General features: G+C 44.5%; 40 protein-coding genes and 2 pseudogenes. 26 read left to right on the forward strand and 16 right to left on the reverse strand.

Translation table 11 applies throughout. The features are described from left to right. Positions 1 to 547: 547 nt before the first annotated feature. The 7 genes and pseudogenes from RS881_RS60060 to tnpA all read right to left on the reverse strand — a co-directional run bounded on the left by RS881_RS60060 (position 548) and on the right by tnpA (position 3,006). On the reverse strand, positions 548 to 697 hold the full coding sequence (locus RS881_RS60060) for a transposase domain-containing protein (RefSeq protein ID WP_350340256.1): 150 nt from the start codon (positions 695 to 697) through the stop codon (positions 548 to 550). Next, the gene (locus RS881_RS27705; protein ID WP_315824074.1) at positions 667 to 924 is read right to left on the reverse strand and encodes an IS66 family transposase; all 258 of its coding nucleotides are present in this window, start codon (positions 922 to 924) and stop codon (positions 667 to 669) included. Before RS881_RS27705 ends, RS881_RS60060 begins: the two co-directional genes overlap by 31 nt. After that, positions 917 to 1,177, reverse strand: coding sequence for an IS66 family transposase (locus RS881_RS27710; RefSeq protein WP_315824075.1), 261 nt, complete (start codon positions 1,175 to 1,177; stop codon positions 917 to 919). Before RS881_RS27710 ends, RS881_RS27705 begins: the two co-directional genes overlap by 8 nt. Further along, positions 1,168 to 1,965, reverse strand: coding sequence for an IS66 family transposase (locus RS881_RS27715; protein ID WP_315815418.1), 798 nt, complete (start codon positions 1,963 to 1,965; stop codon positions 1,168 to 1,170). Before RS881_RS27715 ends, RS881_RS27710 begins: the two co-directional genes overlap by 10 nt. Before the next feature lie 17 nt (positions 1,966 to 1,982). Beyond that, positions 1,983 to 2,129 (reverse strand): hypothetical protein, encoded by a 147-nt coding sequence (locus RS881_RS27720; RefSeq protein WP_315824076.1) that lies wholly within the window; start codon positions 2,127 to 2,129, stop codon positions 1,983 to 1,985. 174 nt (positions 2,130 to 2,303) lie between these two features. Further along, positions 2,304 to 2,686: pseudogene (tnpB, locus tag RS881_RS27725) on the reverse strand (IS66 family insertion sequence element accessory protein TnpB). Between the two features lie 20 nt (positions 2,687 to 2,706). Then, positions 2,707 to 3,006 (reverse strand): IS66 family insertion sequence element accessory protein TnpA, encoded by a 300-nt coding sequence (gene tnpA / locus RS881_RS27730; protein WP_315815413.1) that lies wholly within the window; start codon positions 3,004 to 3,006, stop codon positions 2,707 to 2,709. A 152-nt stretch (positions 3,007 to 3,158) separates the two neighbouring features. Between tnpA and RS881_RS27735 the strand changes: the two genes are divergently transcribed. The 4 genes from RS881_RS27735 (at position 3,159) to RS881_RS27750 (ending at position 4,919) form a co-directional block, all read left to right on the forward strand. After that, positions 3,159 to 3,407 carry a hypothetical protein gene (locus RS881_RS27735; protein WP_315824077.1) on the forward strand — a complete coding sequence of 83 codons (249 nt, stop codon included), beginning with the start codon at positions 3,159 to 3,161 and terminating at the stop codon, positions 3,405 to 3,407. A gap of 88 nt (positions 3,408 to 3,495) precedes the next feature. Further along, positions 3,496 to 3,825 (forward strand): RHS repeat domain-containing protein, encoded by a 330-nt coding sequence (locus tag RS881_RS27740; protein WP_315824078.1) that lies wholly within the window; start codon positions 3,496 to 3,498, stop codon positions 3,823 to 3,825. Between the two features lie 228 nt (positions 3,826 to 4,053). Continuing rightward, positions 4,054 to 4,266, forward strand: a complete 213-nt coding sequence (locus RS881_RS27745; RefSeq protein ID WP_315824079.1) for a hypothetical protein — start codon at positions 4,054 to 4,056, stop codon at positions 4,264 to 4,266. 269 nt (positions 4,267 to 4,535) lie between these two features. Further along, positions 4,536 to 4,919 carry a hypothetical protein gene (locus RS881_RS27750; protein ID WP_315824080.1) on the forward strand — a complete coding sequence of 128 codons (384 nt, stop codon included), beginning with the start codon at positions 4,536 to 4,538 and terminating at the stop codon, positions 4,917 to 4,919. Positions 4,920 to 4,971: 52 nt separating this feature from the next. Here the strand turns inward: RS881_RS27750 and RS881_RS27755 are convergent, their stop codons facing one another. Next, a complete protein-coding gene (locus tag RS881_RS27755) occupies positions 4,972 to 5,334 on the reverse strand; it encodes a helix-turn-helix domain-containing protein (protein WP_315824081.1) in 363 nt (120 codons plus the stop codon). A 260-nt stretch (positions 5,335 to 5,594) separates the two neighbouring features. Between RS881_RS27755 and RS881_RS27760 the strand changes: the two genes are divergently transcribed. The 3 genes from RS881_RS27760 to RS881_RS27770 all read left to right on the forward strand — a co-directional run bounded on the left by RS881_RS27760 (position 5,595) and on the right by RS881_RS27770 (position 6,932). Continuing rightward, entirely contained in the window at positions 5,595 to 5,942 is a 348-nt protein-coding gene (locus RS881_RS27760; protein WP_315824082.1) for an RHS repeat domain-containing protein, read from the forward strand. A gap of 252 nt (positions 5,943 to 6,194) precedes the next feature. Then, on the forward strand, positions 6,195 to 6,470 hold the full coding sequence (locus tag RS881_RS27765; protein WP_315824083.1) for a hypothetical protein: 276 nt from the start codon (positions 6,195 to 6,197) through the stop codon (positions 6,468 to 6,470). A 231-nt stretch (positions 6,471 to 6,701) separates the two neighbouring features. Next, positions 6,702 to 6,932 carry a hypothetical protein gene (locus RS881_RS27770; RefSeq protein WP_315824084.1) on the forward strand — a complete coding sequence of 77 codons (231 nt, stop codon included), beginning with the start codon at positions 6,702 to 6,704 and terminating at the stop codon, positions 6,930 to 6,932. A 285-nt stretch (positions 6,933 to 7,217) separates the two neighbouring features. Here RS881_RS27770 and RS881_RS27775 read toward each other — a convergent pair whose 3' ends face one another. From RS881_RS27775 to RS881_RS27800, 5 genes and pseudogenes are all read right to left on the reverse strand, one after another. Then, positions 7,218 to 7,607: a tRNA1(Val) (adenine(37)-N6)-methyltransferase gene (locus tag RS881_RS27775; RefSeq protein ID WP_315824085.1), complete on the reverse strand. Its 390-nt coding sequence runs from the start codon at positions 7,605 to 7,607 to the stop codon at positions 7,218 to 7,220. A 113-nt stretch (positions 7,608 to 7,720) separates the two neighbouring features. Beyond that, positions 7,721 to 8,619, reverse strand: a pseudogene (tsaD, locus tag RS881_RS60065) (tRNA (adenosine(37)-N6)-threonylcarbamoyltransferase complex transferase subunit TsaD). A gap of 243 nt (positions 8,620 to 8,862) precedes the next feature. Then, the gene (locus RS881_RS27790) at positions 8,863 to 9,402 is read right to left on the reverse strand and encodes an ABC transporter permease (RefSeq protein WP_315824088.1); all 540 of its coding nucleotides are present in this window, start codon (positions 9,400 to 9,402) and stop codon (positions 8,863 to 8,865) included. Beyond that, positions 9,363 to 9,659: an ABC transporter permease gene (locus tag RS881_RS27795; RefSeq protein ID WP_315824089.1), complete on the reverse strand. Its 297-nt coding sequence runs from the start codon at positions 9,657 to 9,659 to the stop codon at positions 9,363 to 9,365. The genes RS881_RS27790 and RS881_RS27795 overlap by 40 nt, the downstream gene beginning before the upstream one ends. After that, entirely contained in the window at positions 9,617 to 9,997 is a 381-nt protein-coding gene (locus RS881_RS27800; RefSeq protein WP_315824090.1) for a hypothetical protein, read from the reverse strand. Before RS881_RS27800 ends, RS881_RS27795 begins: the two co-directional genes overlap by 43 nt. A 424-nt stretch (positions 9,998 to 10,421) precedes the next feature. Here RS881_RS27800 and RS881_RS27805 point away from each other — a divergent pair, with 424 nt between their 5' ends. The 7 genes from RS881_RS27805 (at position 10,422) to RS881_RS27835 (ending at position 15,325) form a co-directional block, all read left to right on the forward strand. Further along, positions 10,422 to 11,291 carry an aldose 1-epimerase family protein gene (locus tag RS881_RS27805; protein ID WP_315824091.1) on the forward strand — a complete coding sequence of 290 codons (870 nt, stop codon included), beginning with the start codon at positions 10,422 to 10,424 and terminating at the stop codon, positions 11,289 to 11,291. 161 nt (positions 11,292 to 11,452) lie between these two features. Then, positions 11,453 to 12,646 (forward strand): peptide chain release factor 3, encoded by a 1,194-nt coding sequence (locus tag RS881_RS27810; RefSeq protein WP_315824092.1) that lies wholly within the window; start codon positions 11,453 to 11,455, stop codon positions 12,644 to 12,646. A gap of 14 nt (positions 12,647 to 12,660) precedes the next feature. After that, positions 12,661 to 13,047 (forward strand): hypothetical protein, encoded by a 387-nt coding sequence (locus tag RS881_RS61725; RefSeq protein ID WP_315824093.1) that lies wholly within the window; start codon positions 12,661 to 12,663, stop codon positions 13,045 to 13,047. A gap of 64 nt (positions 13,048 to 13,111) precedes the next feature. Then, positions 13,112 to 13,666: an AAA family ATPase gene (locus RS881_RS27820; protein WP_315824094.1), complete on the forward strand. Its 555-nt coding sequence runs from the start codon at positions 13,112 to 13,114 to the stop codon at positions 13,664 to 13,666. Positions 13,667 to 13,677: 11 nt separating this feature from the next. Continuing rightward, a complete protein-coding gene (locus RS881_RS27825; RefSeq protein ID WP_315824095.1) occupies positions 13,678 to 14,289 on the forward strand; it encodes an AAA family ATPase in 612 nt (203 codons plus the stop codon). Positions 14,290 to 14,462: 173 nt separating this feature from the next. Continuing rightward, complete coding sequence (locus RS881_RS27830; RefSeq protein ID WP_315824096.1) at positions 14,463 to 14,768, forward strand: hypothetical protein; 306 nt, start codon at positions 14,463 to 14,465, stop codon at positions 14,766 to 14,768. 194 nt (positions 14,769 to 14,962) lie between these two features. After that, positions 14,963 to 15,325 carry a GNAT family N-acetyltransferase gene (locus RS881_RS27835; RefSeq protein ID WP_315824097.1) on the forward strand — a complete coding sequence of 121 codons (363 nt, stop codon included), beginning with the start codon at positions 14,963 to 14,965 and terminating at the stop codon, positions 15,323 to 15,325. A gap of 188 nt (positions 15,326 to 15,513) precedes the next feature. On the opposite strand, the gene RS881_RS27840 is transcribed toward RS881_RS27835, so the two are convergent. From RS881_RS27840 to RS881_RS27850, 3 genes are read right to left on the reverse strand one after another with little or no spacing between them, the layout of a single operon-like run. Then, on the reverse strand, positions 15,514 to 16,116 hold the full coding sequence (locus tag RS881_RS27840; RefSeq protein ID WP_315824098.1) for a lyase family protein: 603 nt from the start codon (positions 16,114 to 16,116) through the stop codon (positions 15,514 to 15,516). Between the two features lie 29 nt (positions 16,117 to 16,145). Further along, positions 16,146 to 16,616 carry a lyase family protein gene (locus tag RS881_RS27845; RefSeq protein ID WP_315824099.1) on the reverse strand — a complete coding sequence of 157 codons (471 nt, stop codon included), beginning with the start codon at positions 16,614 to 16,616 and terminating at the stop codon, positions 16,146 to 16,148. Then, positions 16,544 to 16,810: a hypothetical protein gene (locus RS881_RS27850; protein ID WP_315824100.1), complete on the reverse strand. Its 267-nt coding sequence runs from the start codon at positions 16,808 to 16,810 to the stop codon at positions 16,544 to 16,546. The genes RS881_RS27845 and RS881_RS27850 overlap by 73 nt, the downstream gene beginning before the upstream one ends. Before the next feature lie 53 nt (positions 16,811 to 16,863). Between RS881_RS27850 and RS881_RS27855 the strand changes: the two genes are divergently transcribed. The 12 genes from RS881_RS27855 (at position 16,864) to RS881_RS27910 (ending at position 23,907) form a co-directional block, all read left to right on the forward strand. Further along, the gene (locus RS881_RS27855) at positions 16,864 to 17,625 is read left to right on the forward strand and encodes a menaquinone biosynthetic enzyme MqnA/MqnD family protein (protein ID WP_315824101.1); all 762 of its coding nucleotides are present in this window, start codon (positions 16,864 to 16,866) and stop codon (positions 17,623 to 17,625) included. A 78-nt stretch (positions 17,626 to 17,703) separates the two neighbouring features. Further along, a complete protein-coding gene (locus RS881_RS27860; protein ID WP_315824102.1) occupies positions 17,704 to 18,003 on the forward strand; it encodes a hypothetical protein in 300 nt (99 codons plus the stop codon). After that, positions 18,000 to 18,194, forward strand: a complete 195-nt coding sequence (locus RS881_RS27865; RefSeq protein WP_315824103.1) for a hypothetical protein — start codon at positions 18,000 to 18,002, stop codon at positions 18,192 to 18,194. Before RS881_RS27860 ends, RS881_RS27865 begins: the two co-directional genes overlap by 4 nt. A 219-nt stretch (positions 18,195 to 18,413) precedes the next feature. After that, on the forward strand, positions 18,414 to 19,808 hold the full coding sequence (locus RS881_RS27870) for a ligand-binding sensor domain-containing protein (protein ID WP_315824104.1): 1,395 nt from the start codon (positions 18,414 to 18,416) through the stop codon (positions 19,806 to 19,808). Between the two features lie 31 nt (positions 19,809 to 19,839). Continuing rightward, a complete protein-coding gene (locus RS881_RS27875) occupies positions 19,840 to 20,472 on the forward strand; it encodes a sensor histidine kinase (protein ID WP_315824105.1) in 633 nt (210 codons plus the stop codon). Beyond that, the gene (locus RS881_RS27880; protein WP_315824106.1) at positions 20,442 to 20,597 is read left to right on the forward strand and encodes a hypothetical protein; all 156 of its coding nucleotides are present in this window, start codon (positions 20,442 to 20,444) and stop codon (positions 20,595 to 20,597) included. The genes RS881_RS27875 and RS881_RS27880 overlap by 31 nt, the downstream gene beginning before the upstream one ends. Positions 20,598 to 20,629: 32 nt before the next feature. Continuing rightward, positions 20,630 to 20,797: a hypothetical protein gene (locus tag RS881_RS27885; protein ID WP_315824107.1), complete on the forward strand. Its 168-nt coding sequence runs from the start codon at positions 20,630 to 20,632 to the stop codon at positions 20,795 to 20,797. 2 nt (positions 20,798 to 20,799) lie between these two features. Beyond that, positions 20,800 to 21,210: a LytR/AlgR family response regulator transcription factor gene (locus RS881_RS27890; protein WP_315824108.1), complete on the forward strand. Its 411-nt coding sequence runs from the start codon at positions 20,800 to 20,802 to the stop codon at positions 21,208 to 21,210. Further along, the gene (locus RS881_RS27895; RefSeq protein WP_315824109.1) at positions 21,204 to 21,374 is read left to right on the forward strand and encodes a LytTR family transcriptional regulator DNA-binding domain-containing protein; all 171 of its coding nucleotides are present in this window, start codon (positions 21,204 to 21,206) and stop codon (positions 21,372 to 21,374) included. The genes RS881_RS27890 and RS881_RS27895 overlap by 7 nt, the downstream gene beginning before the upstream one ends. Before the next feature lie 27 nt (positions 21,375 to 21,401). Then, a complete protein-coding gene (locus RS881_RS27900) occupies positions 21,402 to 21,998 on the forward strand; it encodes a ligand-binding sensor domain-containing protein (protein ID WP_315824110.1) in 597 nt (198 codons plus the stop codon). A gap of 29 nt (positions 21,999 to 22,027) precedes the next feature. Next, positions 22,028 to 22,396 (forward strand): hypothetical protein, encoded by a 369-nt coding sequence (locus RS881_RS27905; RefSeq protein WP_315824111.1) that lies wholly within the window; start codon positions 22,028 to 22,030, stop codon positions 22,394 to 22,396. Further along, complete coding sequence (locus tag RS881_RS27910; RefSeq protein WP_315824112.1) at positions 22,393 to 23,907, forward strand: histidine kinase; 1,515 nt, start codon at positions 22,393 to 22,395, stop codon at positions 23,905 to 23,907. Before RS881_RS27905 ends, RS881_RS27910 begins: the two co-directional genes overlap by 4 nt. The last annotated feature ends 18 nt before the right edge of the window (positions 23,908 to 23,925 follow it).

Raw genomic sequence — 23,925 nt, forward strand, 5'->3', positions numbered from 1 at the left:
GAGAACTGATTATAGCAGTACTATCGGTTATAGAAGTAAAGATGATTACTTAATGGATATTAAATTTTGGAATAATTGGTTAGCTAAAAATAAGTGTAAACTGACAACAACCTACATTGATAGTTGCATGGCAAAGGTTCAATAAAGATATTACATATGACTCAAAAACAGGTACAAAACCAAAACTGGCCCCTAACTGGCGCAAGATTGAGGGGTAGGTCATGAGCGTTAGCATCTTGTGCCTGTATAAAATACTGAAGCCACCTATTTACTGGTGGCTTTATCCTTTCAGGAAGCATAGGCCTGTTTGGTTTTGTAGTCTCTGACGTAAGCGGAGATAATTTTTATCAATACCCCCTGTTCTTCTTCGGGCAGGGCATCCACTTCTTTAAAGCGTTGTATCAGTTCAGAATTTTTCAGTGATGCTTTAGCCTGCTCTGTTTTATCCCCGCTGATCAGGTAATCAACAGCAGTGCCCAGGCCTGTAGTTGCTCGGTGTGTCTCCGAGTAGCCTAAAAATCGTATTGTTTAGTTGCCTAATTTTGCTTTAAGCCTTAGTGATGGCTTGTGTTTTTTTCCACTGGTGGGGTAAGAGTTTCCTGAGTTGCGCGGTAGTCATCTCGTTGATGTTATGACTAAGCACTTCGCGGAGCCACTCATAAGGGTTTACGGTATTAAGTTTGCAGGTAACCAGCAGCGAGTATAAGAGGCCTGCTCTTTGGCCGCTTCATGCGAGCCACAGAACAGGTAGTTTTTGCGTCCGACAGCCAGGTTTTTCATACAGCGCTCTATGGGATTATTATCAATATGCAAATGATTAGTAGAGGCATAGAGACTTAAGCCGTCCCAGCGTTTGATGCTGTAAGCTATAGCCTGTGCTATAGGGCTTTTCGGTTTTAGCTTTACATACCCTGCTTCATCCACTCTCCCAGTTCTTTAAAATAGGCACAGATTGTTCTGTCCGCCGCACTTTGATCTGGTCCGGGTTGAGCTGCTCTTCTCTACATTGCTCCTCGATCTTATAAAGCTTCGCTATCTCGGTCAAAGCATATTCTGCCCGAACTTTATCATTGCCTTTCGCCTCATAAAAATGACGACGGGCATGGGCCATACAAAAGAACACATGTATTCCTTTGATGTCCAACTCTTCATAGACATCATAACCATCTACCTGCAAGTGACCCTTAAAATGTTGTAAGATATGTTTGGCTGCCAATGTATCCCTCCCCGATGATAATCAAAGTAGATCAGTTGCCCGTTATGCGTTAAGTACGTCCAGTAATACCCCTGGTGGGTATCTTTCTTCTTATTCCTGTCCAGAACCTGTATGGTTGTTTCATCACCATGCCAATAATCATATTGGTACATCTCATGCAGGTGCAGATGGCCCAGTGGCGCTACCACGTTCGCAACCTGCCGTACCCAATCGGTAATGGTTGAATAAGCAATGGTGACATTACTTCTCTTGAAGCAGTCCAACTGACGATTCAGCGGTTTATGATCTATAAACTTATCTATAATGATCTGTGCTAACAACTCCGGCGTGGCAATGCTCTTAGACAAGGCTTGCTCTGGAAGATGCGCCTGCACTATACGATGCTGATCAGGCCGTTCTGCTACAGAGCATTTATACTGAGGGATAATAGTACGTTGGAGAAATATTTCTCCCGGCTTCCAGCCAAGCTGTTCCTTTACTTCTTCTCCCACCTTCTCGCATCCGCTCACATCTTCCGGAGGCTCTATCACGGTCTCTTCCACCCGTAGATGATCCGGAAAGGCATTGGCTAACCCGTTTTCCCGTTGAACCTGTTTTTGCTTTACGTAACTTATCTTTTGAACATCAGCAAGGTTGGTTGCTTTATACCCCTGCTCAAAGGAAAGGCCTAATTCCTGCTGTTGCTGTAAAGGGGAAGGAACAAACTTCTCAGTCTTAAAACCACCCAGTAACTTCGTTAGTTGATACAATTGATATTGAAGCTGCGTTACCTGATCGCGTAATTTTTATTGCTTTGTAATAGCTCCTGGTTGTTTTGTGGTAATTGTCCATTATTTTGTTGCTGTAGTTGCAGCATTGGAAGCAGTTGCTCATAGAGCGCTTTGTAATCTATATTTTCTGCTGCTGCTGACATTATACAAAGATAGCCCGGCTATGCATTTAAGCTATATCGTATAACCGAAAGTTATACAGCCGATGCGTGGATAAACCCGCATTCAAAATGATTTTAAAAACAGCACCAAAAATGTGGATAACCCGGCCTGTTTTTCTTAAAATAAAAAACGTTGCCATTTTTTCGATGGCAACGTCAAATATATTCAACCCATGATCCATAAGGATTACATCGTACCGATGTACCGCTTTCGAAAAACGCTTTCTTCAAAGAAACGCCCTGTAAGATCATACTTAATTGTTTAGCCGTAATACTACTGTGAGTGCCTTCCATAATACCTGCCGGTAACTCAAAGGTACCTTCCTCTAATCGCTTATAGTATAAGCTAAAACCATCCCCTTCCCATTCTAACGCCTTCAGGTGCGTTTGCCGTTTGTTCAAAAGATAAATACATCACCCGTCTGAATTTCCATTCCCAGTTCGTTGGTAACAAGCCCGCTCAAACCGTCAAAACTCTTCCTTACATCCGCCCACTTATGATACAACCAGTAATGGGTGCCGTTGTTGATCTGTAACATAAGTTAACTGATTAAAGCTTTTAAAAACTCACAGATGGCTCCCGGTAAAAACGGATGCCCCGGTATTCCGCAAAGAGATCCTGGGAAATGGAAACCTCTTGCTGCCCTGTCACTGTTAGCAAAGTGAAACTACTTTGATTCTCCATCGGCTTATCTTCCAACCGGGCGTGATATTTCTTCTGCCAGTAGTGATATGTACCAGGTGAAAGATCATACAACTCACAAAAATCTTTTACTGTCATCGAACTGGCTTCATGTTCAGCTATCAACGCGAACATTTTTTGCTCCTTCGATAAGCCACTTGATTGCTTTTGTTCCATACGTTTACATTTTTGATAAGCCCAAAAAGTAAACTTTTTATAATATCTTAATTTTTAGCTACTCGGAGGTACACGTTGCTCGTGGGTGCGGCAGGACAGGCCAAGGGCACCCTGGCCCAGCTCAGTGCCAATCCCGGCCCCTGGCAAGCGCCGTGACCAGTTTCCAGACTGCTCACCAGCCTTCCCAGGCTGGCAACAGCAAACCCAAGGCCTACCTCAACTGGATATTACTTGATGAACAATTAAAATATGTAGCAGCCAGCAGTGGGGCCCTTCCCGTAGGCGGCGCCAATGCCGTGCTCGCCCTGGCCCAGTCCGCCATCCCCATGACTAAAAATGGATTTCTGTATATTTACGTCAGCAATGAAACCCAGAACTGGGATAGCTTGTCCCGACAGTAACTGTCGGGATGTTCTTTGATACCCTGAGTGTACAGCATATTACCGGTCCCATCATGGAGGAAACCCATTACTATCCGTTTGACTGACGATGGCGGGGATAAGCTCAAAAGCCATCGGCAAGCTGGATAATAAGTATGAGTACAATAGCAAAGAAAAACAGGAAAAAGAGTTCAATGATGGTAGTGGACTGGAGTGGTACGATTACGGAGCAAGGATGTATGATCCGCAAATTGGTAGATGGCATGTGGTAGACCCATTGACGGATAAAATGAGAAGGCATAGCCCTTATAATTATGCATTTGACAATCCGATTAGATTTATTGATCCCGATGGAATGCTCCCTGTTGTGACTTTTATGACCAAGAAGCGAATAAAATTGGGACTGATGGTAAAAATGATGGTAAAAATTACGTTGTAGCTAATAGGTCTGAAGCAGAGGAGATTAAAGTGAGAAGTAAAAATGGTGAAACTATTGATCTAAAAGATGTAACTTCTGCTATACAATTACCATCTTATGGAGTCAGACAAAAATGGGTGAATCTGTAGATCGTTCTAAGAGCCCAAGTCTTACTGCAGAAATGCCTGATATATCTGGCGGTAGGCACGAAGAGGGGGCATTCATGGCACAGACCCTAACGGTAATGAAGTGGCTTTTAGTGCAATAGCTGGCCCGGTATTTCAACAGGGAGATACAAAGGTTGGTATTGATCCTCAAAAAATAGATTTCACGCAAGGTGACGGAAATGTTTTAAAGAATATGGAAACCTATAAAGACATGACCATTTCAGGTACATATCATGCTCATCCAAGTGGCGAATCGCGACCAGGTTACGTATTTGCACAGCCGCCTTCAGAATAAGACTTGGTAGTAACCCAAAGAGATGCGAATATAAGAGGTCAAACAGGTTATAGTTTTGTTTTGGGGGCTCGTAATAATACGGTTTACATTTTAGCTCTTTCCTCTGGTATAAAGGCAACTCAGGTAGCAACATTCCCATTAGACAAGTTTAGATCAATTAAATAATTGCAACTTTGTTACGTAATACATGTATATATACGGTTTTGTTAATAATAGTATTGAGTAGTTCATTTAAGTCAAGCTATTTAGAAGATCATCGAATAAGGATTTTGTTTGTTATTGATGGAATTAAACAGTATTTAGGACAAAATAGCAACCTGGTATTCGCGAATAAAAATGATACATTAAAAGTAGTATTAGATAGTGCTGGTTATCTGATCAAACCGAAGGAGCTAAAGCAAAGAGAATATGATGTTGTCTTTTCCCATGGAGGAAATATTTTAATATTTAAGAATGTTCAAGCTACAATGCTTATTCCTGATCAAAACTTTGAATGGGAGTTTGGTGTTGACAATAGGCCTTTTGATAAGTCTTTAGGATTGCTCACGCAAGATGAATATTTTAAAGACACTACAATAAGATTGTTGCATTATTGGGCTTTTAAGCCTTTAGAACGAGGAGATGGAATTGTAGCAGTAAATAGAATAAAGTGACTTAATTATCCAACAGAACCCCTTACTGAGCGTAGGTTGCACCTACGCTTTTTTATTGTGCATACGCCTGCTTCGTTTTTACATCCCTGATAAATCCAGCGATCACGCGCAGCAGGGCGGATTTATCTTCCACCGGCAGCGCATCCACTTCCATAAAATAGCGGATCACCTCCGCATCCTGCAACACTGCATTGGCTTTATCGCTGGTATTGCCGTTCACCAGAAAATCAACCGTTGTATCGAGGGCATCGGCAATCTTCTTCAGCACCGCCGCAGGCGGCTGGGCGTCCTTTGTCTCATAGCGTCCTATCTGCGCATAAGATACGCCCACCTTGGCAGCCAGGTCGGTCTGCGACCAGTTTTTAGCCTTGCGTAGTTCAATAATGCGATTGCTGAGTTTGTTTTTTTGCGACATAACAGGCGAATTATCCCCTTCACTGGCGCAAGATTGAGGGGTGGGTTTGTGTGATGGTATCTTGTGCCTGTATGATGGCTTTGTCATATTCAGGAAGCATAGGCCTGCCTGGCTTTGTAATCCCGCAAATAAGCTGATATGGTTTTTCAATATGCCTTATCGCCCTGTATTGTAAATATCGCCCAAAACGGATATTTTTATGTATACCTCAGCAATGAAACCCAGAACTGGGATAGCTTGTCCCGACAGGAATTGTCGGGATGTTCTTTGATAACCTGGTGGTGCAGCACTATACCGGCCCCCTCACCGGGGAAACGCATTATTATCCATTTGGGTTGACGATGGCGGGGATAAGTTCAAAAGCCATTGGTAAATTGGAAAACATGTATAAGTGCAATAATGGCTCCGAATTACAGAGAAAAGAGTTTAGTGATGGCAGTGGTCTGGAATGGTATGATTACGGGGCCAGGATGTATGAGGCGCAGATAGGAAGGTGGCATGTGGTGGATCCATTTGCGGAAAAATATGACCCATCATCTCCCTATGTGTATGCAGCCAATGATCCTGTCAATATGGTTGCCCCTGATGGCCAAAAAAATAAGGTTTAAGACTTCAGACCAGGGATATGGTGATAATCATATTGCAGCAGAGAATAAAGAACTGGAAATATTAGACAAAAAGGCAAATTGTCCTGGATTAAGTATAAACTAAATAGTATGCACATTACCCTATTATTCTGCATGAGCCTGCTTTATATTCAGCAGTCTGCTTGTGCACAAAATATAACGGCAGTAACCCCTTATACAAATATTAAAATAAACCTCAGGGATACAAATAATACACCTCAGGGATATTGGTAAATGATATACCCTGACGCATCCGGGCATCAAAGAGCCTTCTACGAAGGCGTTTATCTTAATGGAAAGCAAGTTGGTATTTGGATCATTACAGCAGGGCAAGGTGCCCGTATTATCAGTAAGGAAATATATATTGATACCACAGGTTTAAATGCAGAAGTCACCAACTTCTATAACAATGGCTTAATTGAATCTCAAGGTATGAAAACCGCGGTAGTAAAGAAAGATTCGATCGAGATTGTAGATATTGCTACAGAAAAATCAGATGGGACACTGTAAAAACGCTGATGCTCCGGAATGGTTATTGGAAATATTACTGGAAAAATGGTATACTAAAGGAATCAGGCAATCATACCAATGATCAAAAAACTGGCACTTGGTACTTTTATTCAGAAAAGGGAGATTTAATAAAACAAGAAGCCTATTAAATATATATTTGCCCCCTTAACTGGCGCAAGTAGGCGGTGTTGGAAATGTGTGGAAGTGTACTTGTGCCTGGGGCGCTAACCCTTGCTAAGCCCATTAAATGCCTTTAAGCCCGGCAACAATCCCGATCAATCTACCAAGCCCAAGGCCTATCTTAACTGGATACTACTTGATGAACAATTAAAATATGTAACTGCCAGTAGTGGAGCTCAAGCCGTACAAGGCCCTGACGCCATCAATACCCTCTCTCCGGGTACCTCTCACGTTTTCTCCTTGCTCACAAATGCAGGTAGTATCCTTTCAGCAGTTCAATAAAATCATCGGTATACCCGCCTTCTTCTTTTTTGAATGATGAGTTCGTATTCGGGGCAAAGTTTTCTTTATGGCGGCTATAATGTAGGATAGAGCGGAAGTTGGCATGCCGGGGACTTTGCTTTACAAACAGGTTCTCTACCAGGTGAAAGCCCGCCCGGGTAGCCAGCTCATGAAAATAGGTCCAGCGATGGTAGGGGAGTAGTACACCAAAACTACCCTGGCTGTCGAGGTTGTCGTCAATAGTTTGTACCAGTTCGTCCAGCTTCAGCAGTTTACTGTGTTTGGCTACCTGCTCTTCATCTGATCCGGACAGCAGGTCATTCTCAAAAAAGGAGGGTTGCTGATGATGAAATTATACTTCCTCGGGAAGGAGTAGGTACGCGCATCGCCGGGAAATACGCGGAGCCTTTCTTTCCAACTGTTTTGTCCTATGTTTTCTTTGAGCTGTTTAAAAGCTGCCAGGTCGATCTCGATGCCATGTATCTCGGCTTCGGATTGCTGTGCCAACATCATCATCAATAAGCCTGTACCGCTACCTATATCCAGGATGTTATAATAATCGGGTACTTTGGCGGCAAACCAGGCGCCCAGGATGCAGGCATCGGTGCATACTTTCATAGCACATTGATCCTGGTGAATAGTAAATTGTTTGAATTGAAAGTAAGTATTGGCCATAGGCAGCAAAGTAGATACAGGTGGTGGTTGACGGCCTAAAGGTAAATTTCACTACAAAACCAGGCATCAGTAGTTGTACCTGAATCTGGCTTTTTGAAGGCCATAGAATTACGTTACCATTCGGCACGTGCGGTGGGCTCTACCGACAAATTGCTGAAGTCTTTTGCCTGGAATTTATAATATGCCGTCATAGCGATCATGGCTGCATTGTCGGTACAGTATTGAAAAGCCGGGATAAAGGTATTCCAGCGGAATTGCTGTCCCCATTCCTGTAAGGCTTTGCGCAAACCGCTATTGGCCGATACGCCACCGGCAATGCAGATGTCTTTAATCCCTGTTTGAATAGCCGCCTTTTTGACCTTGTTCAGGAGAATGGTCACAATGCGGTGCTGAATGGACGCACAGATATCCGGGAGGTTCTTTTCTACGAACTGGGGATCGGCAGCCAGGTTCTCCTGCAGGAAATACAGGATAGCGGTTTTAAGACCGCTAAAGCTGAAGTTCAGGCCCGGTATTTTGGGTTCGGGAAACTTGAACCGGTCGGGATTACCCTGGCGGGCATATTTATCGATCAGCGGACCGCCGGGGTAGGGCAGTCCCAGTAATTTGGCCGATTTATCAAAGGCTTCACCGGCGGCATCGTCCATTGTTTCGCCGATGACGGTCATTTTTAAAGGTGATTCACAGTGTACGATCTGCGTATGCCCCCACTTACGGTAAGGCAAAGGAAGGGAAAGGCCGGTTTGGCATCGGGCTGGCCATTGGTGACTGACGGGATGAGGTTGGCTACTACATGAGCCTGCATATGGTGTACGGCTATGAGTGGTATATTCAGGGCCAGTGACAGGGATTTGGCAAACTGCGCCCCCACCAGCAAAGCGCCAATCAGGCCCGGCGCCTGGGTAAAGGCAATGGCATCCAGGTCGGTCATGGTGCAACCTGCATCCTTCATGGCTTTATCAACCACGGGTACAATATGCTGCATGTGGGCCCGGGAAGCCAGTTCGGGCACTACACCGCCATACTGTTCATGGACCTTCTGGCTGGCAATGACATTGGATAAAATAAGACCATCCCGGCATACGGAAGCTGAGGTTTCATCGCAGGAAGACTCTATGGCGAGGATTGTAGTTGACAAGTTGATTATTTGATCAATTGATAAGTGAATAGGTTGATAAGGATAAGGGGGTGCAAAGATACGTATACCCTGTCAACTTGTAAACCTGTCAACTAATCAACTCATGAACCATTCTACCTATTTGGAGCGAATAGCCTCTACGGGATTCATGCGGGCGGCAATGGATGCCGGAATAATACCTGCCAGCACGCCTACAAGGATACAAATACCGATGGCCAATGCCAGAATGCTGGGGGCAATGAACACGGTAAAACCCAAGGCAGTGGAGATCAGGGTGAGCAGAAATACACCCAATACGCCCAACAGACCGCCCATGATACAGAGGAAGGCGGATTCGAGGAGAAATTCGGTGAGGATGGTGGAACTTTTAGCGCCTATTGCTTTTTTGAGACCTATTTGGGGCGTGCGTTCCCGCACGGTTACAAACATAATATTGGCTACACCAAACATGCCCACTACCAGTGAGAGGGCGGCAATGGCCCATCCACCTTTATTGATATTGCCAAAGATATCGCTGGCAAAACTGCTGAAGGCATCAATATCATTGAGGGAAAAATCATTTTCCTGGGTAGGCTTCAGTTTACGGATGGAGCGCATGGCGCCGGCCAGTTCATCCTTCAATTGTGCCATGGGTACGGTTTCCTTGCCTTGCACCATGATGATGGGACTGCTGTTTTTTCACGCACCATCGTCCGCATAAAACCCAGGGGCATCAGGATGCTGTTATCATATTCCCAGCCACCCACAATGCTTTTACCTTGCTTTTTGATCAATCCCACTACCAGGCCTCTTTTTCCTTCCTTCATTTTCACCAGTTGCCCTACTGCTTTGTCGGCATTGCCAAACAAGTTGACAGCTACCTCATAGCCGATCACAAATACGTTGGCGCCATAATCAAAGTCGGACGGCTGCAAATAACGGCCCATTTGTATTTCAATGGGCTGTATATTGAAAACTCATCGGTAACGCCATAGTAGTTGACGCCGGAAATACTGTTATCGCCTACTTCCAGGGTATTGGTGGTACTGATATTAAAGGCTACATTGGCAGCGCCTGGCACCTTCTTCTTCAACATGATCATTTCATCATACGCAGGATCGGGCCGTTTTACGTATTTCCACCAGGGATAATCATTGCCGCCATCGGCATATTCCCACTTATCAATATATACTGTATTAGTGCCTAGCGCCTTGATGTCTTTTGTACGGCATATTCCAGGCTGTTGACCGCTGCCAGTACGGCTATGATACAAAAGATGCCGAAAGCTACCCCGCTTAGGGAAAGCAAGGTGCGAATCTTATGGGATTTGAATTCCTGCCAGGTAAGGTTGAGGCTACTGCCCAATATTTCAAATATGCGGCGCATGAATCAAATTTAATGTTTTCCCGCTAACCGGAAGCGTTAATATGACCATTGGTAGGTAGGCTGGACAAAATATTACAGAAGAGTCAGTAAAGTCGGAAAGTCCGGAAGTCGGCAAAGGCAGTAGAGTCCGGAAGTCAGCAAAGTCCGGAAGTCGGAAAGTAATACCCTGTGCTTCAATTTTTCTTACCGTCTTTCTGACCTTCGGACTTCCCGACTTTCGGTCTTTCGGACTTCCGGGCTTTTCCCGTCTTCCCGACTTCCCGACTTCCTCCGTATCTTGCAAGGCATTTAGCAATTTGAAATCATCTACCATGTTTAGCATTGAAAGTCCCCTCGTAAAAGCAGTGATCAATCCCAAAGGCGCCGAATTAACCAGCCTCGTGCATAAAGAAAATAGTTTGGAATACATGTGGGAAGGTGATCCCGCTTTTTGGAGCAAACATTCACCGGTTCTATTTCCGATTGTAGGTACTTTAAAAAGTAACCAATTTATATATAAAGATCAATCCTATACTTTACCCCGGCATGGATTTGCGCGCGATCAGCAGTTTGCGGTAGAAAGTCAAACTACCGATACCATTACTTTTTTGATCAAGAGCAATCAGGAAACGCTGAAGGTATTTCCTTTTACTTTCGAGTTCCGGATACGGTATACTGTACTGGACAATACCCTGGCGGTGACCTATAAGGTAACCAATACGGGCAAGGAAGACATGTACTTTTCGGTAGGCGGCCATCCGGCTTTTAAGATACCCCTGACAAAGGGCACCAGTTACAACAATTACTACCTGGTATTGGACCAGGAAGAAAACACTCCCCGCTGGCCCATTTCGCCCGATGGGCTCATTGAGGCCGAGCCTACGCCATTATTCCTGGATGGGCAGCTGCTGCCTTTGACCAAAGCCCTGTTCCAACAAGATGCTTTGGTAGTTAAAGGATTGAAATCCTCCCGCATCACGATCAAGTCGGACCAAACCAACCATGGGTTGACAATGGACTTCCCCGGGTTTCCTTTCTTTGGTATCTGGGCGGCGAAGCATGCCGATTTTGTATGCCTGGAACCCTGGTGCGGCATAGCCGATGGGGTAGGCAGCAACCAGCAACTAACCGAGAAGGAAGGCATCAATAAACTTCCTGCGGCTGCCGTATTTACCCGTACCTGGACGGTGAGCTTGTTTTGATGGGAGCGAACTGGAATGGGCACCCTGAAAGTCCCGGAATCTCCCTCCAAAATGATACCTTTGCAGCGGTTTTCAAGTAGCTACGTTCAAAATACACCGCAAATACAACGACAATAATAAGCTGATTATTAACACATAATCAGGCCAATCTAAAATAGAGAATGAAATATTTAAACGAGATCCAGAAGCGTAGAACCTTTGCCATCATATCGCACCCCGATGCCGGTAAGACCACCCTCACGGAGAAATTCCTGTTGTTTGGAGGCGCCATTCAAACGGCCGGCGCGGTAAAAAGCAACAAGATCAAGAAGCATGCTACGAGTGACTTTATGGAGATAGAACGCCAACGGGGTATCTCGGTAGCCACTTCGGTAATGAGCTTTGAATACCAGGGCATCCTCATCAACCTGCTGGATACACCCGGTCACAAGGACTTTGCGGAAGATACATACCGCACGCTGACGGCTGTAGACAGTGTGATCCTGGTAGTGGATAGTGTGAATGGGGTAGAGGAACAAACCCGCCGCCTGATGGAAGTATGCCGGATGCGCGATACGCCGGTGATCGTTTTCATCAATAAGATGGACCGGGATGGTAAAAACCGGTTTGACCTGCTGGAAGAGATCGAAAAAGAGCTGAATATACACCTGCACCCCATGACCTGGCCCATCAACAGTGGCAAGGACTTTAAGGGGGTGTACAACCTGCACGATAAAAACCTGCTGCTATTTACGGCCAATACCAAGGCCGCAGAGGATGACTCCATCCGTATTTCGGACCTGGACGACCCCATCCTGGATGATCGCCTGGGTGACAAAGATGCTGCCTTGCTGCGGGAAGATGTGGAACTGGTAGATGGGGTGCATGGCGAATTGAATGCGCAGGATTATATGGGAGGCAAAGTGGCCCCCGTATTCTTTGGCAGCGCCATCAACAATTTTGGTGTCAAGGAAATGCTGGATACGTTTATCCGTGTAGCGCCCATTCCCCGATGCCGGCCTACCTCCCTCCGGGAAATCTGTCCGGACGAGGACAAGTTCTCGGGCTTTATCTTTAAGATCCATGCCAACCTGGACCCCAAGCACCGCGACCGGATCGCCTTCCTGCGGGTTTGCTCGGGCAAGTTTGAACGCAATAAATACTTCCACCACGTGCGCCTGGACAAAGATGTACGCTTTAGCAATCCCTATACTTTCATGGCCAGGGACAAAGACGTTATTGAGGCGGCCTATCCAGGCGATGTTGTGGGTTTGTTTGATACGGGTAACTTTAAAATTGGCGATACGCTGACGGAAGGGAAGACTTTTACTTTACCGGCATACCTGCCTTTTCTCCTGAAATATTTAAAGAGGTAGTCAACAAGGACCCTATGAAAACCAAGCAATTGGAAAAAGGTCTTTTACAGCTTACTGATGAAGGGGTGGCTCAGTTGTTTACCCAGTTTGGCGGCAATAAAAAGATCATTGGATGTGTGGGAGAACTACAGTTTGAGGTGATCCAATACCGTCTTTTACAGGAATATGGGGCCTCTTGCGAGTTCAGGGCGCAGCCTTATTACAAGGCTTGCTGGATTACGAGTACTGATCCCAAAAAGCTGGAAGACTTCACCCGCTTCAAGAGCAACAATATCGCCACGGATAAAGATGGCCACCTGGTCTACCTGGCCCAAAGTGAATGGTTCCTCAATACCGAGCGCCAGAACAACCCGGATATCGAGTTTCACTTTACGAGTGAGATCCATAAGGAGGCGGTGTAAGGTAAGAATAGTGTGGGCCGTAGTTTATTGTAATGTCTTTTGTTATCTTTAAGCAAATCCTTTCATGTTTAAGCAGATTGATATAGAAGGTTTTCGGTCAATTAAGCAGCAATCCATTCCGCTTAAAAAGATCAACATTCTCTACGGGCCCAATGGATCCGGTAAGTCTTCTGTATTGTATGCCCCGTATATTTTCAGAAACTTCTTTTTAAACCCAACTCAACGGTTGGATAGCCTATTTAACCTGGGGTTCATCAATTTGGGAGGGTTTGAAAATGTAACTTTTAAGCAAAACACTGACCATCTTGTAAAGGTGTCATTTATAGTCGATTTGCAAAGCAGGCTTCAATCTAGGGAGTTAAAAATCCAGAGCTTCGACTTTAAATATTCTTTAACCCTTGATAAGGATGTATTTCCTGGATCGGAAATAGTATTTAAGTTTAACGATATTATCAAGTACATCAACCTAGATTTTCCCTACTCCTTAACTCAAAAGAAAGAAGTTGATATTGGCGGGATTAAAATGTTATGGAATGGATTAACTTTTGAGCATGTTAAAGGGGTTCAATTTTATTTTGAACCAGCGTTTAATTCTGTATATGAGGACATAAAAATATAGAAGTTATATCAGTGAAAAGGGGGTTCTTTAATGCCATATTTTCAACAGAACAACCCAATGAAGAATCGGAATTTGCGTTAAGTATTCGAAAACAGGAAAGGGACTTCGAATCAAAAATTGATTACTACTTTAAAAAGATATTTAATAAAACCTTTCGCTTTGTTGCTATACCAGGTACTTCTTCTTTTTACTTGCGAACACAAAACGATAAGAGATTTACTGTTGACCTGGTAAATGAAGGTTTTGGAGTAAATCAGGCGGTCTACATGCTTATCAATCTATTAAAGAAAAGTACATCCCTCGCATTTATAGAAGAACCGGAAATACATCTGCACCCTTCCGCTCAAAACAAACTGGTAGATGTTTTCACGGAAATTGCTCAAAAAGAAGAAAAGCAAATATTTCTGACTACGCATAGTGAAAATATCGTATCAGGTTTTTTAAGGAAAATAGCTAATGGTGAGTTGAAAACGGATGATGTTCAATTCTACCTGGCGAAGTCTGAAGAAGGGGAAACGACAATTGTTCCTCAAACTATTAATGAGAAAGGACAAATTGAGGGTGGGTTACAATCCTTCATGGAAAGCGAACTGGAAAATCTTAAGGCTCTGTTAGGCTTATAATAAACTAACAGAATGGAAGAAAAGAAGCAACTAACGATTGATGAATGGTTTTATCACTGGATGGCGGATGAAAACAAATACCTGCTCGCCGCAAAATTTCTGATGAAAATTCTGGAAATCTGTGATAAAATAGTTTTGCAAAAGACACTCGCCTTGCCCGTAAATTCTATTTATTGGATCAGGAATCGGGAAAATGGACTCCCCAGCAACGCCAGGTGGTCCGTATTGTGAAAAATCAATTCCTGCAAAACCTTTTAAAGATCCATTGGGTAGAAGAAACCCAAGAGTTTACGGAGGAAGTAGAAGCCGGTTTACCTAGAAAGGACGTTTATCTCGTAAAAATATGCTGTGGTACATTCCATAAAATACTAATTACTACCGATGTGACCCTACACCAGAACGTGTCGGACCTTTATGAACATCTACAAATTACCCCACATTTCGCAGAGCGATTTATTGAGGAATACCTCAAACAATAACCTGATTTACAACATACTATTTCTATCATTCAATTTCAAATTCCTGATTTCCCGGCTAGGCTTTACCTTCATCTCATGGTTGAGACGGCCCGCCTATGGATCACTCCACTGACCAGGGAGCAATTGCAACTGTACCTGCAGGCGGATGATCTTTTGAGAAGTCGGTACGCCTGGCCTGTAATGGCCGCATCGTAGTGCCGGCAGTGCAGCAAATGATGAATAAGTTTACCCTCCCGCAAATGGCTGCCTCTACGGCCGACAATTACCTCTTCTATACATTTTGGGTGGTGGTGGAAAAATCAACCCGCCTTATCGTGGCCGAACTGGGTTTTAAGGGCGAACCTACGGGCAATGGCGATATTGAAATAGGCTATGGCACCATGCCGGCCTTCCAGGGCAAAGGTTTCATGACGGAAGCGGTAGGAGGTATGGTACGCTGGGGTAAAGGACGGCCGGACGTACAATGTATGCTGGCGGAAACGGATGAAACCAATGCGGCCTCCATCAAAGTACTATTAAAAACAATTTTGTTCCCTATACAAAGAAGGGAAATATGATTTGGTGGAAATACAAATGTGATAATGTGGCAATTTGAGAATTTGAAAATGCTTTAATGCCTGGTTGCTGTTAAATAGCAGGTGCGTATGGGAGCAAAGCCCCACTTTCAAATTAGCACATTTTCAAATTATCTAATTAGCTAATTAATCCGGGTTTGTACCGAAATAGTTATGGGGACTGATCTTCTTCAGTTCTTTTTCAAAGTAGCCGGGATCTTCAGGCCATCAATAAACTGGTGCATGGTTTGTTTATTGATGCCATTCTTACCACGGGTCAACTCCTTTAAAGCCTCATAAGGCTGGGGATAGTTTTCGCGGCGCAATACGGTTTGAATGGCTTCGGCCACCACGGCCCAGTTATTGTCGAGGTCGGTATAAATGCGCTCGTCATTCAGTACCAATTTACCCAATCCCTTTTCAATGGATTTGATGGCCAGGATCACATGGGCAAAAGGAACGCCGATATTACGAAGAACCGTAGAGTCCGTCAGGTCGCGCTGCAAGCGGCTCACCGGCAGTTTGGCGGCCAGGTGTTCCAGCAAGGCATTGGCAATACCCAGGTTGCCTTCGGCATTTTCAAAGTCGATGGGATTTACTTTGTGCGGCATGGCCGAAGAACCAATTTCACCCTTGCGGGTTTGCTGTTTAAAGTAATCCATGGAGATATAGGTCCAGATATCCCGGCAAAAGTCGAGCAGGATGGTATTGATCCTTTTCATGGCATCGAAATGGGCAGCCAGGAAATCGTAATGCTCGATCTGGGTGGTGAATTGCTGGCGTTGCAGTCCCAATACACCTTCTACAAAATCATTGCCCAGTTTTACCCAATCCTTTTAGGATAGGCTACCTGGTGGGCGTTGAAATTGCCGGTAGCCCCGCCAAACTTGGCGGTGAAAGGGATATAGATAAATTGTTCTACCTGGTTTTCCAGTCGCTCCACAAATACCCGGATCTCTTTACCCAGCCGGGTAGGGCTGGCAGGCTGACCATGGGTACGGGCCAGCATGGGGATCTCTTTCCACTCGTCAGACAGGATCTCCAATTGCCGGTTGAGGTTGAGCAGTGAAGGGAGGTATTCAAATTCTACCGCATGTTTCCACGAAAGGGGGATAGCGGTATTATTAATATCTTGTGAGGTAAGGCCAAAATGCACCCACTCGGTTACTTTCTCGGCTTTGGCCGCTTTTAATTTCTCTTTGATAAAGTATTCCACGGCTTTTACATCGTGGTTGGTGATCTTTTCTGTTTCCTTGATCTGCAAGGCATCTTCAATGCTAAAATTGTCCACCATTTCACGCAAAGCCTTCCGCATAGGGGCGGTGAGGGAAAAGAATTTTTATCGGCCAGGAACTGGAAATATTCTACTTCTACCAGCACCCGGTATTTCATGAGGGCAAATTCGGAAAAGTATTCGTCCAAATGCTGTACCTGGTTACGGTAGCGACCGTCGATGGGAGAAATGGCTGTCAGTGCGTGTAAGTCCATGAACAATTGTTATGTCAATATTCTGTTATCTTTGCGCCGTAAAATTAAATGAATTGGAGAAGATTAAGGTTGGAATCGTGAATTATCTGAATACCAAACCGTTGATTTACGGTTTAGAGCAGTCGCCGGTGATGGAGCGTATGGAATTATTAGGCGATTATCCGGCCAATATTGCCCGCCTGTTGTTGGATGGAAAGATTGATATGGGCCTGGTGCCGGTAGCGGTGATACCCCTGTTAAAAGAACATTATATCAATACCAATTGGTGTATTGGATGCGATGGACCGGTGGCTTCGGTTTGTTTGTTCAGTGAAGTGCCGGTTGATCAAATAGAAACGGTATTATTGGATTACCAGAGCCGTACCTCTGTAGCCCTGGCCAAAATACTGTTGCGCGACCACTGGAAGATAGCGCCCCGGCTGATCGACACAAAAGCTGATTTCAGGGCCGATATCAAGGGCGCCACTGCCGGTATTGTGATTGGCGACCGGGCGCTGGAGCAGCGCAACAAATCGGCCTACGTTTATGACCTGGGGGAGGCCTGGAAGCAAATGACCGGTTTGCCCTTTGTATTTGCCGCCTGGGTGAGCAATAAAAAGTTACCCGCCGACTTTGTAGCAGACTTCAATGATGCCAATGCCGCCGGGGTCAATTGCATTCCCAGTGTAGTAGCAACTACTCCCTATAAAATATTTGATCTACACGCTTATTATACCCGCTATATCAGTTATGAGTTGACGGCCGAAAAGCGCAAAGGGCTGGAAAAATTTTTACAACTGCATACTGCCCAGCCCAAACCTGCTGCAGCACAATAGGGTCAATCGATTCCAATTATTTAGCGGTTTCCCTGACCTGAAAATGCCTATTTTAGCCAGCAATTTCAGTTATTGCTTATGGGTAGATGGCCTGCCGGAAGAACCACGTGTTTATCCTTTTTTTTCCTAATATTACTGGGTATCCTAACCGCCCACGGGCAGGAATACAGCTATGCCCGTTATGAGGTGAAAGACGGTCTGGCCGGTTCTGTGGTATACCATGGTGTGGAAGATAAAGAAGGGTTCCTGTGGTTTGCCACTGAAACCGGGGTGAGCCGCTTTGATGGTACCCATTTCCGCAACTTCAGCCGGGCCGATGGCCTTCCAGATAATGAAATAGTCAAATTTTTGTGGACGCTAAGAACCGGGTTTGGATGATGCCCTTCCGGAACTCCATCTGCTATTACTGGAAAGGAAAGATCTATAACCAGGAAAATGACTCCCTATTAAAGCAATTGACCATCAGGAACCAGATTTCCGATGTAGTGGAAGACCGGCATGGGTCTTTACTGCTGGTGGATCCCAAAATGCTCAATTTTATCACCCCCATCAGTCAATTCGGACAGTAAACCAATTTGAAGGGAAGGATTTTATAGCGGGGTGTGCCGGATTAAATGCAACCGGCGATTATACAGTGCAGCTAACAGTAGGTGCCGACTCAGTTTCGCAAGTTAGGTATGACCGGCAGGGAGCATTGCAGCATAAAGAATCCGTCCGGTACCGACCAACCTATTCTAACCTTGTAACACCTGCCATGAACATATACCGGCAATCGGATAGCCTAATTTTTGTCACTATTGCCGGGCAAACACAAAAAAATTGGGTTACCCAGGGATTTCATCAACCTATCCATCATCAACGATACCCTTTGTTCCATCAATACGGGGAATGGGGCTTTTTTGTATGACACGCAAAAAGGAGCTATAACGAGACATATTTTACAAGGAAAGGTCATCAATGGTGTTTTCCAGGATAGAGAGGGCAATACCTGGCTACTCACTGCCGGAGCAGGCATTTTCCGGATCGGATCTTTTGAATTCATGAATTATACCTTTTCGAAAAACCAAAAGGATAACCAGGCTATTTACTCCCTGAATAAATTTGATTCCCTTTTATATGCAGGTTCTGATAAATCATGGTTATTTACCATCAACCACCCAAACAGGCAGGTAAGATCCTATTCTATTTTTAAGGATGAGATTAATCTCAGGATACTTTCCCTCCTTCAGCTTCCATCGAAAACCATCCTGCTGGGTACCAATTATGGCGTTTATACCACCTCTGGTAAGGAATGGGGTAAAAGTAGGGCGCTATCAGTGAAATCCATGCAATTGGAAGGAGATACTGTCTTTATCAGTACACATAGAGGTTTGGTCAAGATACCCAAAGAACATAGTTATTTAAATTTTTGGATGAACCAAAGATCTACCTGCTCTTACAAACAGGGGCTGGTTTATTATAATGGTACTTTAAATGGCTTATACCTCCGCGATAGCCTGGGGCAGGATAGCTGGCTGGGAGAAAAGGAGCCATTGTTACGTGGCCGGATCATGGACCTGGAAGGAGCGCCGGATGGTATGCTTTGGATTGCCACCCATGGCGATGGGGTCATTGGGTATAAAAATGGAAAGATACTGCACAGCATCCGCCAAAAAGATGGCCTGACCAGTGATATATGCCGCAACCTGTTCATTGCCGGCAGGGAGGTATGGGTAGGAACGGATAAAGGGCTTAACAGGTTGCAATGGCATAAAGACGCTTACAAGATCACTACCTTTGCCAGTGCAGATGGGCTGCTATCAGACATCACCTATGCCATCCATGTGGAAGATTCCCAGGTGTATATAGGCACTCCGGCAGGATTAACCACCTTTGATGCCAATAAGATATCCTTACAATCCTTTTGTACATTGCGCATTACAGATATCCATGCTGCTGGCACGCGGTGGGCTTATGATACCTCCGGATTTACCCTGCTACCCACTAACAATGCCATTCGCTTTGATTTTGTGGGCATCTCCTACCGGTCGGCAGGGGATATTACCTATCAATACCGTCTGCTGGGGCTCAACGACAACTGGCAAAGCACCCGGAAACCTTTCTTAATTACTTGTCCCTGCCTTCGGGCAAATACGAACTTCAAATACGGGCTACCAACAAATTTGGAGTACAAAGTGATATGATATCCATCCCTTTCCAGGTTGAAAAGCAGTTATGGGAAAAAACTGGTTCCGCATAGGGGCTTTAATAATAGTCTGGATACTGATATGGATTTTTGTCAATTCCCGCATCAAAAAGGTACGCAGGTTAAACGATGAGAAGATGCAGGTCAATAACCGGATGAGTGAACTGGAGCAACAGGCGCTGAAAGCCCAGATGAACCCGCATTTCATCTTTAATAGCCTGAACTCGGTACAGCAATACGTAATTGATAAAGACCTGCTGGGGGCTAACAAATTCATTACGGAATTTTCCCGGCTGATACGGCTGACGTTGGACATTTCTTCCAAGACCCGGATCAGTATTTATGAAGAAATTAGCTACCTCACTACTTATCTTGAGCTGGAAAAAACGAAATTCGAGGATAAATTTTCCTATTCAATAGGTGTCGTAGGGGACCTTGATCCCTCCGACTGGTTTATCCCTCCCATGATCCTGCAGCCCTATGTAGAAAACAGTATCCGCCATGGAGTACGGTACCGGCATGATAAAAAGGGACATATTAAAGTTTCCTTTCAATTGAATGAGCAATACCTCATTTGCCAGGTGGAAGATAATGGGGTGGGCCGTAAAAAAGCAGGGCAGTACAAAGTGAAATGCCCATCGAGTACCAATCGAAGGGAATGACCCTGACGGCCAAACGGATTGAAATGCTCAACAAAAACAATGAAATACCTGTATTGATCACTATAGAAGACCTGGAAACCAATTACCAACCTGCTGGCACACGGGTAACCTTACAGTTCCCCTGAAAGATGCCGGCAGAAACAGCTAAACCTTTGAAATGATACGTGCCATACTAATTGACGATGAACCCAAAAACAACCGCATCCTGAAACTGATGCTTGAAGAATTTTGCCCCCAGGTACAAATATTGGGGCAAGCCGACAATGCTGAAGAAGGCGTAAAACTGATCCAGGAAACAGCGCCCGACCTGGTTTTCTGGATATAGAAATGCCCTATGGGAGTGGGTTTGACCTGCTGGACAAATTAAAGCCCATTAACTTTGAGGTGATATTCATTACAGCCTTTAATAATTACTCCCTAAAAGCCATTAAATACAGTGCCCTGGATTACCTGCTGAAACCGGTGAATATTGATGAGTTAATAGCAGCCGTTGGGAAGGCCGAAGAAAAAGTGGCTTCCCGGCATGTAAATGCCCGTATAGATAACTTATTATACAACCTGAAAAGGTCTAATCAGGGCATCCAAAAGATTGCCTTACCTTCCAAAGAAGGGTATGTATTTGTATTGCTGACCGACATTATACGGTGTGAATCAAAAAATGGTTATTCCACTTTTATATTAAGGATATGGAGAAGGTCATCTCTGCCAAAGGCATTAAGGAATACGAACCTATGTTAAGCGAAGATGTATTCTTTCGTATACATAATTCCCATATAGTGAACCTCAACTATATTAAAAAATACCACCGGGGCAGGGGTGGTTACATTGAAATGGAAGATGGAACGTTGATAGAAGTAGCTACCCGCCGCAAGGATGAACTGATGGCCCGGTTTGGTATTTAATGATGGTATACCCTCTATAGCATAGGAATGACCCAACCACGGCTTACGCTTTTATTATTACTCCTTTCTTTTACTGGCGTTGCCCAGGAATACAGCTATGCCCGTTATGAGGTGAAAGACGGTCTGGCCGGTTCTGTGGTATACCATGGTGTGGAAGATAAAGAAGGGTTCCTGTGGTTTGCCACCGAAACCGGGGTGAGCCGCTTTGATGGTACCCATTTTAAGAATTTCACCCTGGCAGATGGGTTGCCTGATAATGAAATAATAAAACTGTTTGTTGATTCAAAGAACCGGGTATGGATGATGCCGTTCCGAAATGCTATTTGTTATTATTGGAAAGGAAAGATCTATAACCAGGAAAACGATTCCTTATTAAAAAGAATACCGGTTGTCAACCAGATCTTAGATATTGTAGAAGACAGAAAGGGAAATTTGCTGTTCAGGGATCAGAAGGCGCTTTATGTTGTCAGCCCAGATCAGCAGGTTAAAGTTATCAGGCATTTTGATGGGCAAACTATTGGGGCCAGCAAAGCTGGTTTAGCTGCTTCTGGTAATTTTTCGGTTTTAGCAGAAATGCCCAATAGAGATTATTTTACTTTCGAATTTGACTCAAGTTATTGGTGATTGGCAAGGAAAAAATCGCATACGGTCCGGTGATGGAGCAATGTAATTTCTTATCCCCGCATCTTACTACATACAGGCAGGGCAATAGCATCCAATTCATCCACAGGTCGGGGCAGCAATCATTGGAATTGCCGACTGACTTTACAAACCTTTCTGTGATCAATGATACGCTTTGTGTCATCAGTACGAGTAATGGCGCTTATTACTATGATGTAATGAAAAACAAAGTGTTCAGACATGCTTTAATGGGCAAAACTGTGAATACTGTTTTGCAGGACAAAGAGGGGAATAACTGGTTCCTCACTGCAGGAGCAGGAATCTTCCGGATAGGGTCATTTGAGTTCAGCAACTTCACCTTTACAAAAATAACAAAGATCACCTTTCAGTATTCAGTGTGAATAAAATTGACTCGCTGGTCTATGTTGGATCAGAACAATCATCTCTCTTCACCATTGATACCAAAACAAAGAAAATCCGGCCTCACTATGAGGTAAAAGGCGCTATAAATACCAAAATAATTTCCATTCTCAGGATATCGCCAAAACGCATTTTGCTGGGAACCAGTCAAGGCATAATTGACTTAAGCAGGCCAGATACAAAGAGAAAGACAGAAATTAATGTAAAGTCAATGCATATTGACGGGAATGGATTGTTGATCAGTTTACATTCCGGGCTTTTAAGGGGGTCAAAAGACCTTGATTTTCTGGACCTTATCTTTAAAGTTAGGTCAACCTGCTCATATGTACAAAATAAGATCTACTACAATGGTACCTTAACGGGATTGTATGAGTTGGACAGTACAGGAAAATCTACCTGGCTGGGTGAAAAGGAAGTACTACTACGCAGCAGGATAGCGGATATTGAAGGGGCGCCCGACAGTACTTTATGGATAGCCACGCATGGGAATGGTATAGTTGCCTATAAAGCGGGGAAGATAGTATACAACATTCGTCAACGGGATGGATTGACCAGTGATATATGCCGCAACATATTTATTACCGGAAAGGAGGTATGGGTGGGGACGGATAAAGGCCTTAACAGGCTGCAATGGGAAAACGGACGTTACCGAATTACGACTTTTACCAGTGCAGATGGCCTAATTGCCGATATTATCAATGCCATTCATGTAGACGGCTCACAAGTATATGTGGGCACGCCTGCCGGATTGACCACCTTTGATGCCAATAAAATATCTCAGAATTCATACTGTCAATTGCGGGTGACTGACCTACAGGTTTCCGGCAGGAGTTGGCCTACTGATACAGTAGGATTTACTTTGGCGCCCAGAGACAATGTCATCCGCTTTGATTATGTAGGCATCTCTTACCGGTCGGCAGGCGATATTACTTACCGGTACCGTATGGTGGGATTGAATGATAACTGGCAGAGCACCCGGGAAACCTTACTCAACTACCTCTCCCTACCTTCGGGAGATTATGAGCTGCAATTAACAGCTACGAACAAATTTGGGGTGGTAAGCAATACCATCCGCATCCCATTCCGGGTAGAAAAACAGGTATGGGAAAAATTATGGTTCCGGGCACTAGTGCTGATGATCATCGCAGCCTTGATCTGGCTTTTTATAGCTACGCGTATTAAGAAAGTGCGCAGGCAAAATGATGAAAAATTGCAGATCAATAACCGGATGGCAGAACTGGAACAGCGGGCCCTTAAAGCACAGATGAACCCCCATTTCATCTTTAATAGCCTCAACTCGGTACAGCAGTATGTTATTGATAAAGACTTGTTGGGCGCCAATAAGTTCATTACAGAATTCTCCCGGCTGATCAGGTTAACACTCGATATTTCTTCTAAAACTAAGATCAGTATCTATGAGGAGATCAGTTACCTGACCACTTACCTGGAACTGGAAAAACGAAATTCGAGGACAAATTTTCCTATAGGATAGTAGTGGATCCCTCTATGG

Origin of the sequence: Paraflavitalea speifideaquila (genome assembly GCF_032395985.1) — a bacterium.
Lineage (GTDB): Bacteria > Bacteroidota > Bacteroidia > Chitinophagales > Chitinophagaceae > Paraflavitalea > Paraflavitalea speifideaquila.

What these genes read in the sequence shown, in the direction of transcription:
- RS881_RS27720 (WP_315824076.1), bottom strand. Translation starts at nt 2,129, where the DNA reads ATGTCAGCAGCAGCAGAAAATATAGATTACAAAGCGCTCTATGAGCAA.
- tnpA (WP_315815413.1), bottom strand. Translation starts at nt 3,006, where the DNA reads ATGGAACAAAAGCAATCAAGTGGCTTATCGAAGGAGCAAAAAATGTTC.
- RS881_RS27740 (WP_315824078.1), top strand. Translation starts at nt 3,496, where the DNA reads ATGGCGGGGATAAGCTCAAAAGCCATCGGCAAGCTGGATAATAAGTAT.
- RS881_RS27755 (WP_315824081.1), bottom strand. Translation starts at nt 5,334, where the DNA reads ATGTCGCAAAAAAACAAACTCAGCAATCGCATTATTGAACTACGCAAG.
- RS881_RS27760 (WP_315824082.1), top strand. Translation starts at nt 5,595, where the DNA reads ATGTTCTTTGATAACCTGGTGGTGCAGCACTATACCGGCCCCCTCACC.
- RS881_RS27765 (WP_315824083.1), top strand. Translation starts at nt 6,195, where the DNA reads ATGATATACCCTGACGCATCCGGGCATCAAAGAGCCTTCTACGAAGGC.
- RS881_RS27775 (WP_315824085.1), bottom strand. Translation starts at nt 7,607, where the DNA reads ATGGCCAATACTTACTTTCAATTCAAACAATTTACTATTCACCAGGAT.
- RS881_RS27790 (WP_315824088.1), bottom strand. Translation starts at nt 9,402, where the DNA reads ATGGTGCAAGGCAAGGAAACCGTACCCATGGCACAATTGAAGGATGAA.
- RS881_RS27805 (WP_315824091.1), top strand. Translation starts at nt 10,422, where the DNA reads ATGTTTAGCATTGAAAGTCCCCTCGTAAAAGCAGTGATCAATCCCAAA.
- RS881_RS27810 (WP_315824092.1), top strand. Translation starts at nt 11,453, where the DNA reads ATGAAATATTTAAACGAGATCCAGAAGCGTAGAACCTTTGCCATCATA.
- RS881_RS61725 (WP_315824093.1), top strand. Translation starts at nt 12,661, where the DNA reads ATGAAAACCAAGCAATTGGAAAAAGGTCTTTTACAGCTTACTGATGAA.
- RS881_RS27820 (WP_315824094.1), top strand. Translation starts at nt 13,112, where the DNA reads ATGTTTAAGCAGATTGATATAGAAGGTTTTCGGTCAATTAAGCAGCAA.
- RS881_RS27845 (WP_315824099.1), bottom strand. Translation starts at nt 16,616, where the DNA reads ATGGTGGACAATTTTAGCATTGAAGATGCCTTGCAGATCAAGGAAACA.
- RS881_RS27850 (WP_315824100.1), bottom strand. Translation starts at nt 16,810, where the DNA reads ATGGACTTACACGCACTGACAGCCATTTCTCCCATCGACGGTCGCTAC.
- RS881_RS27860 (WP_315824102.1), top strand. Translation starts at nt 17,704, where the DNA reads ATGGGTAGATGGCCTGCCGGAAGAACCACGTGTTTATCCTTTTTTTTC.
- RS881_RS27865 (WP_315824103.1), top strand. Translation starts at nt 18,000, where the DNA reads ATGATGCCCTTCCGGAACTCCATCTGCTATTACTGGAAAGGAAAGATC.
- RS881_RS27875 (WP_315824105.1), top strand. Translation starts at nt 19,840, where the DNA reads ATGGGAAAAAACTGGTTCCGCATAGGGGCTTTAATAATAGTCTGGATA.
- RS881_RS27880 (WP_315824106.1), top strand. Translation starts at nt 20,442, where the DNA reads ATGCCCATCGAGTACCAATCGAAGGGAATGACCCTGACGGCCAAACGG.
- RS881_RS27885 (WP_315824107.1), top strand. Translation starts at nt 20,630, where the DNA reads ATGATACGTGCCATACTAATTGACGATGAACCCAAAAACAACCGCATC.
- RS881_RS27890 (WP_315824108.1), top strand. Translation starts at nt 20,800, where the DNA reads ATGCCCTATGGGAGTGGGTTTGACCTGCTGGACAAATTAAAGCCCATT.
- RS881_RS27895 (WP_315824109.1), top strand. Translation starts at nt 21,204, where the DNA reads ATGTTAAGCGAAGATGTATTCTTTCGTATACATAATTCCCATATAGTG.
- RS881_RS27900 (WP_315824110.1), top strand. Translation starts at nt 21,402, where the DNA reads ATGACCCAACCACGGCTTACGCTTTTATTATTACTCCTTTCTTTTACT.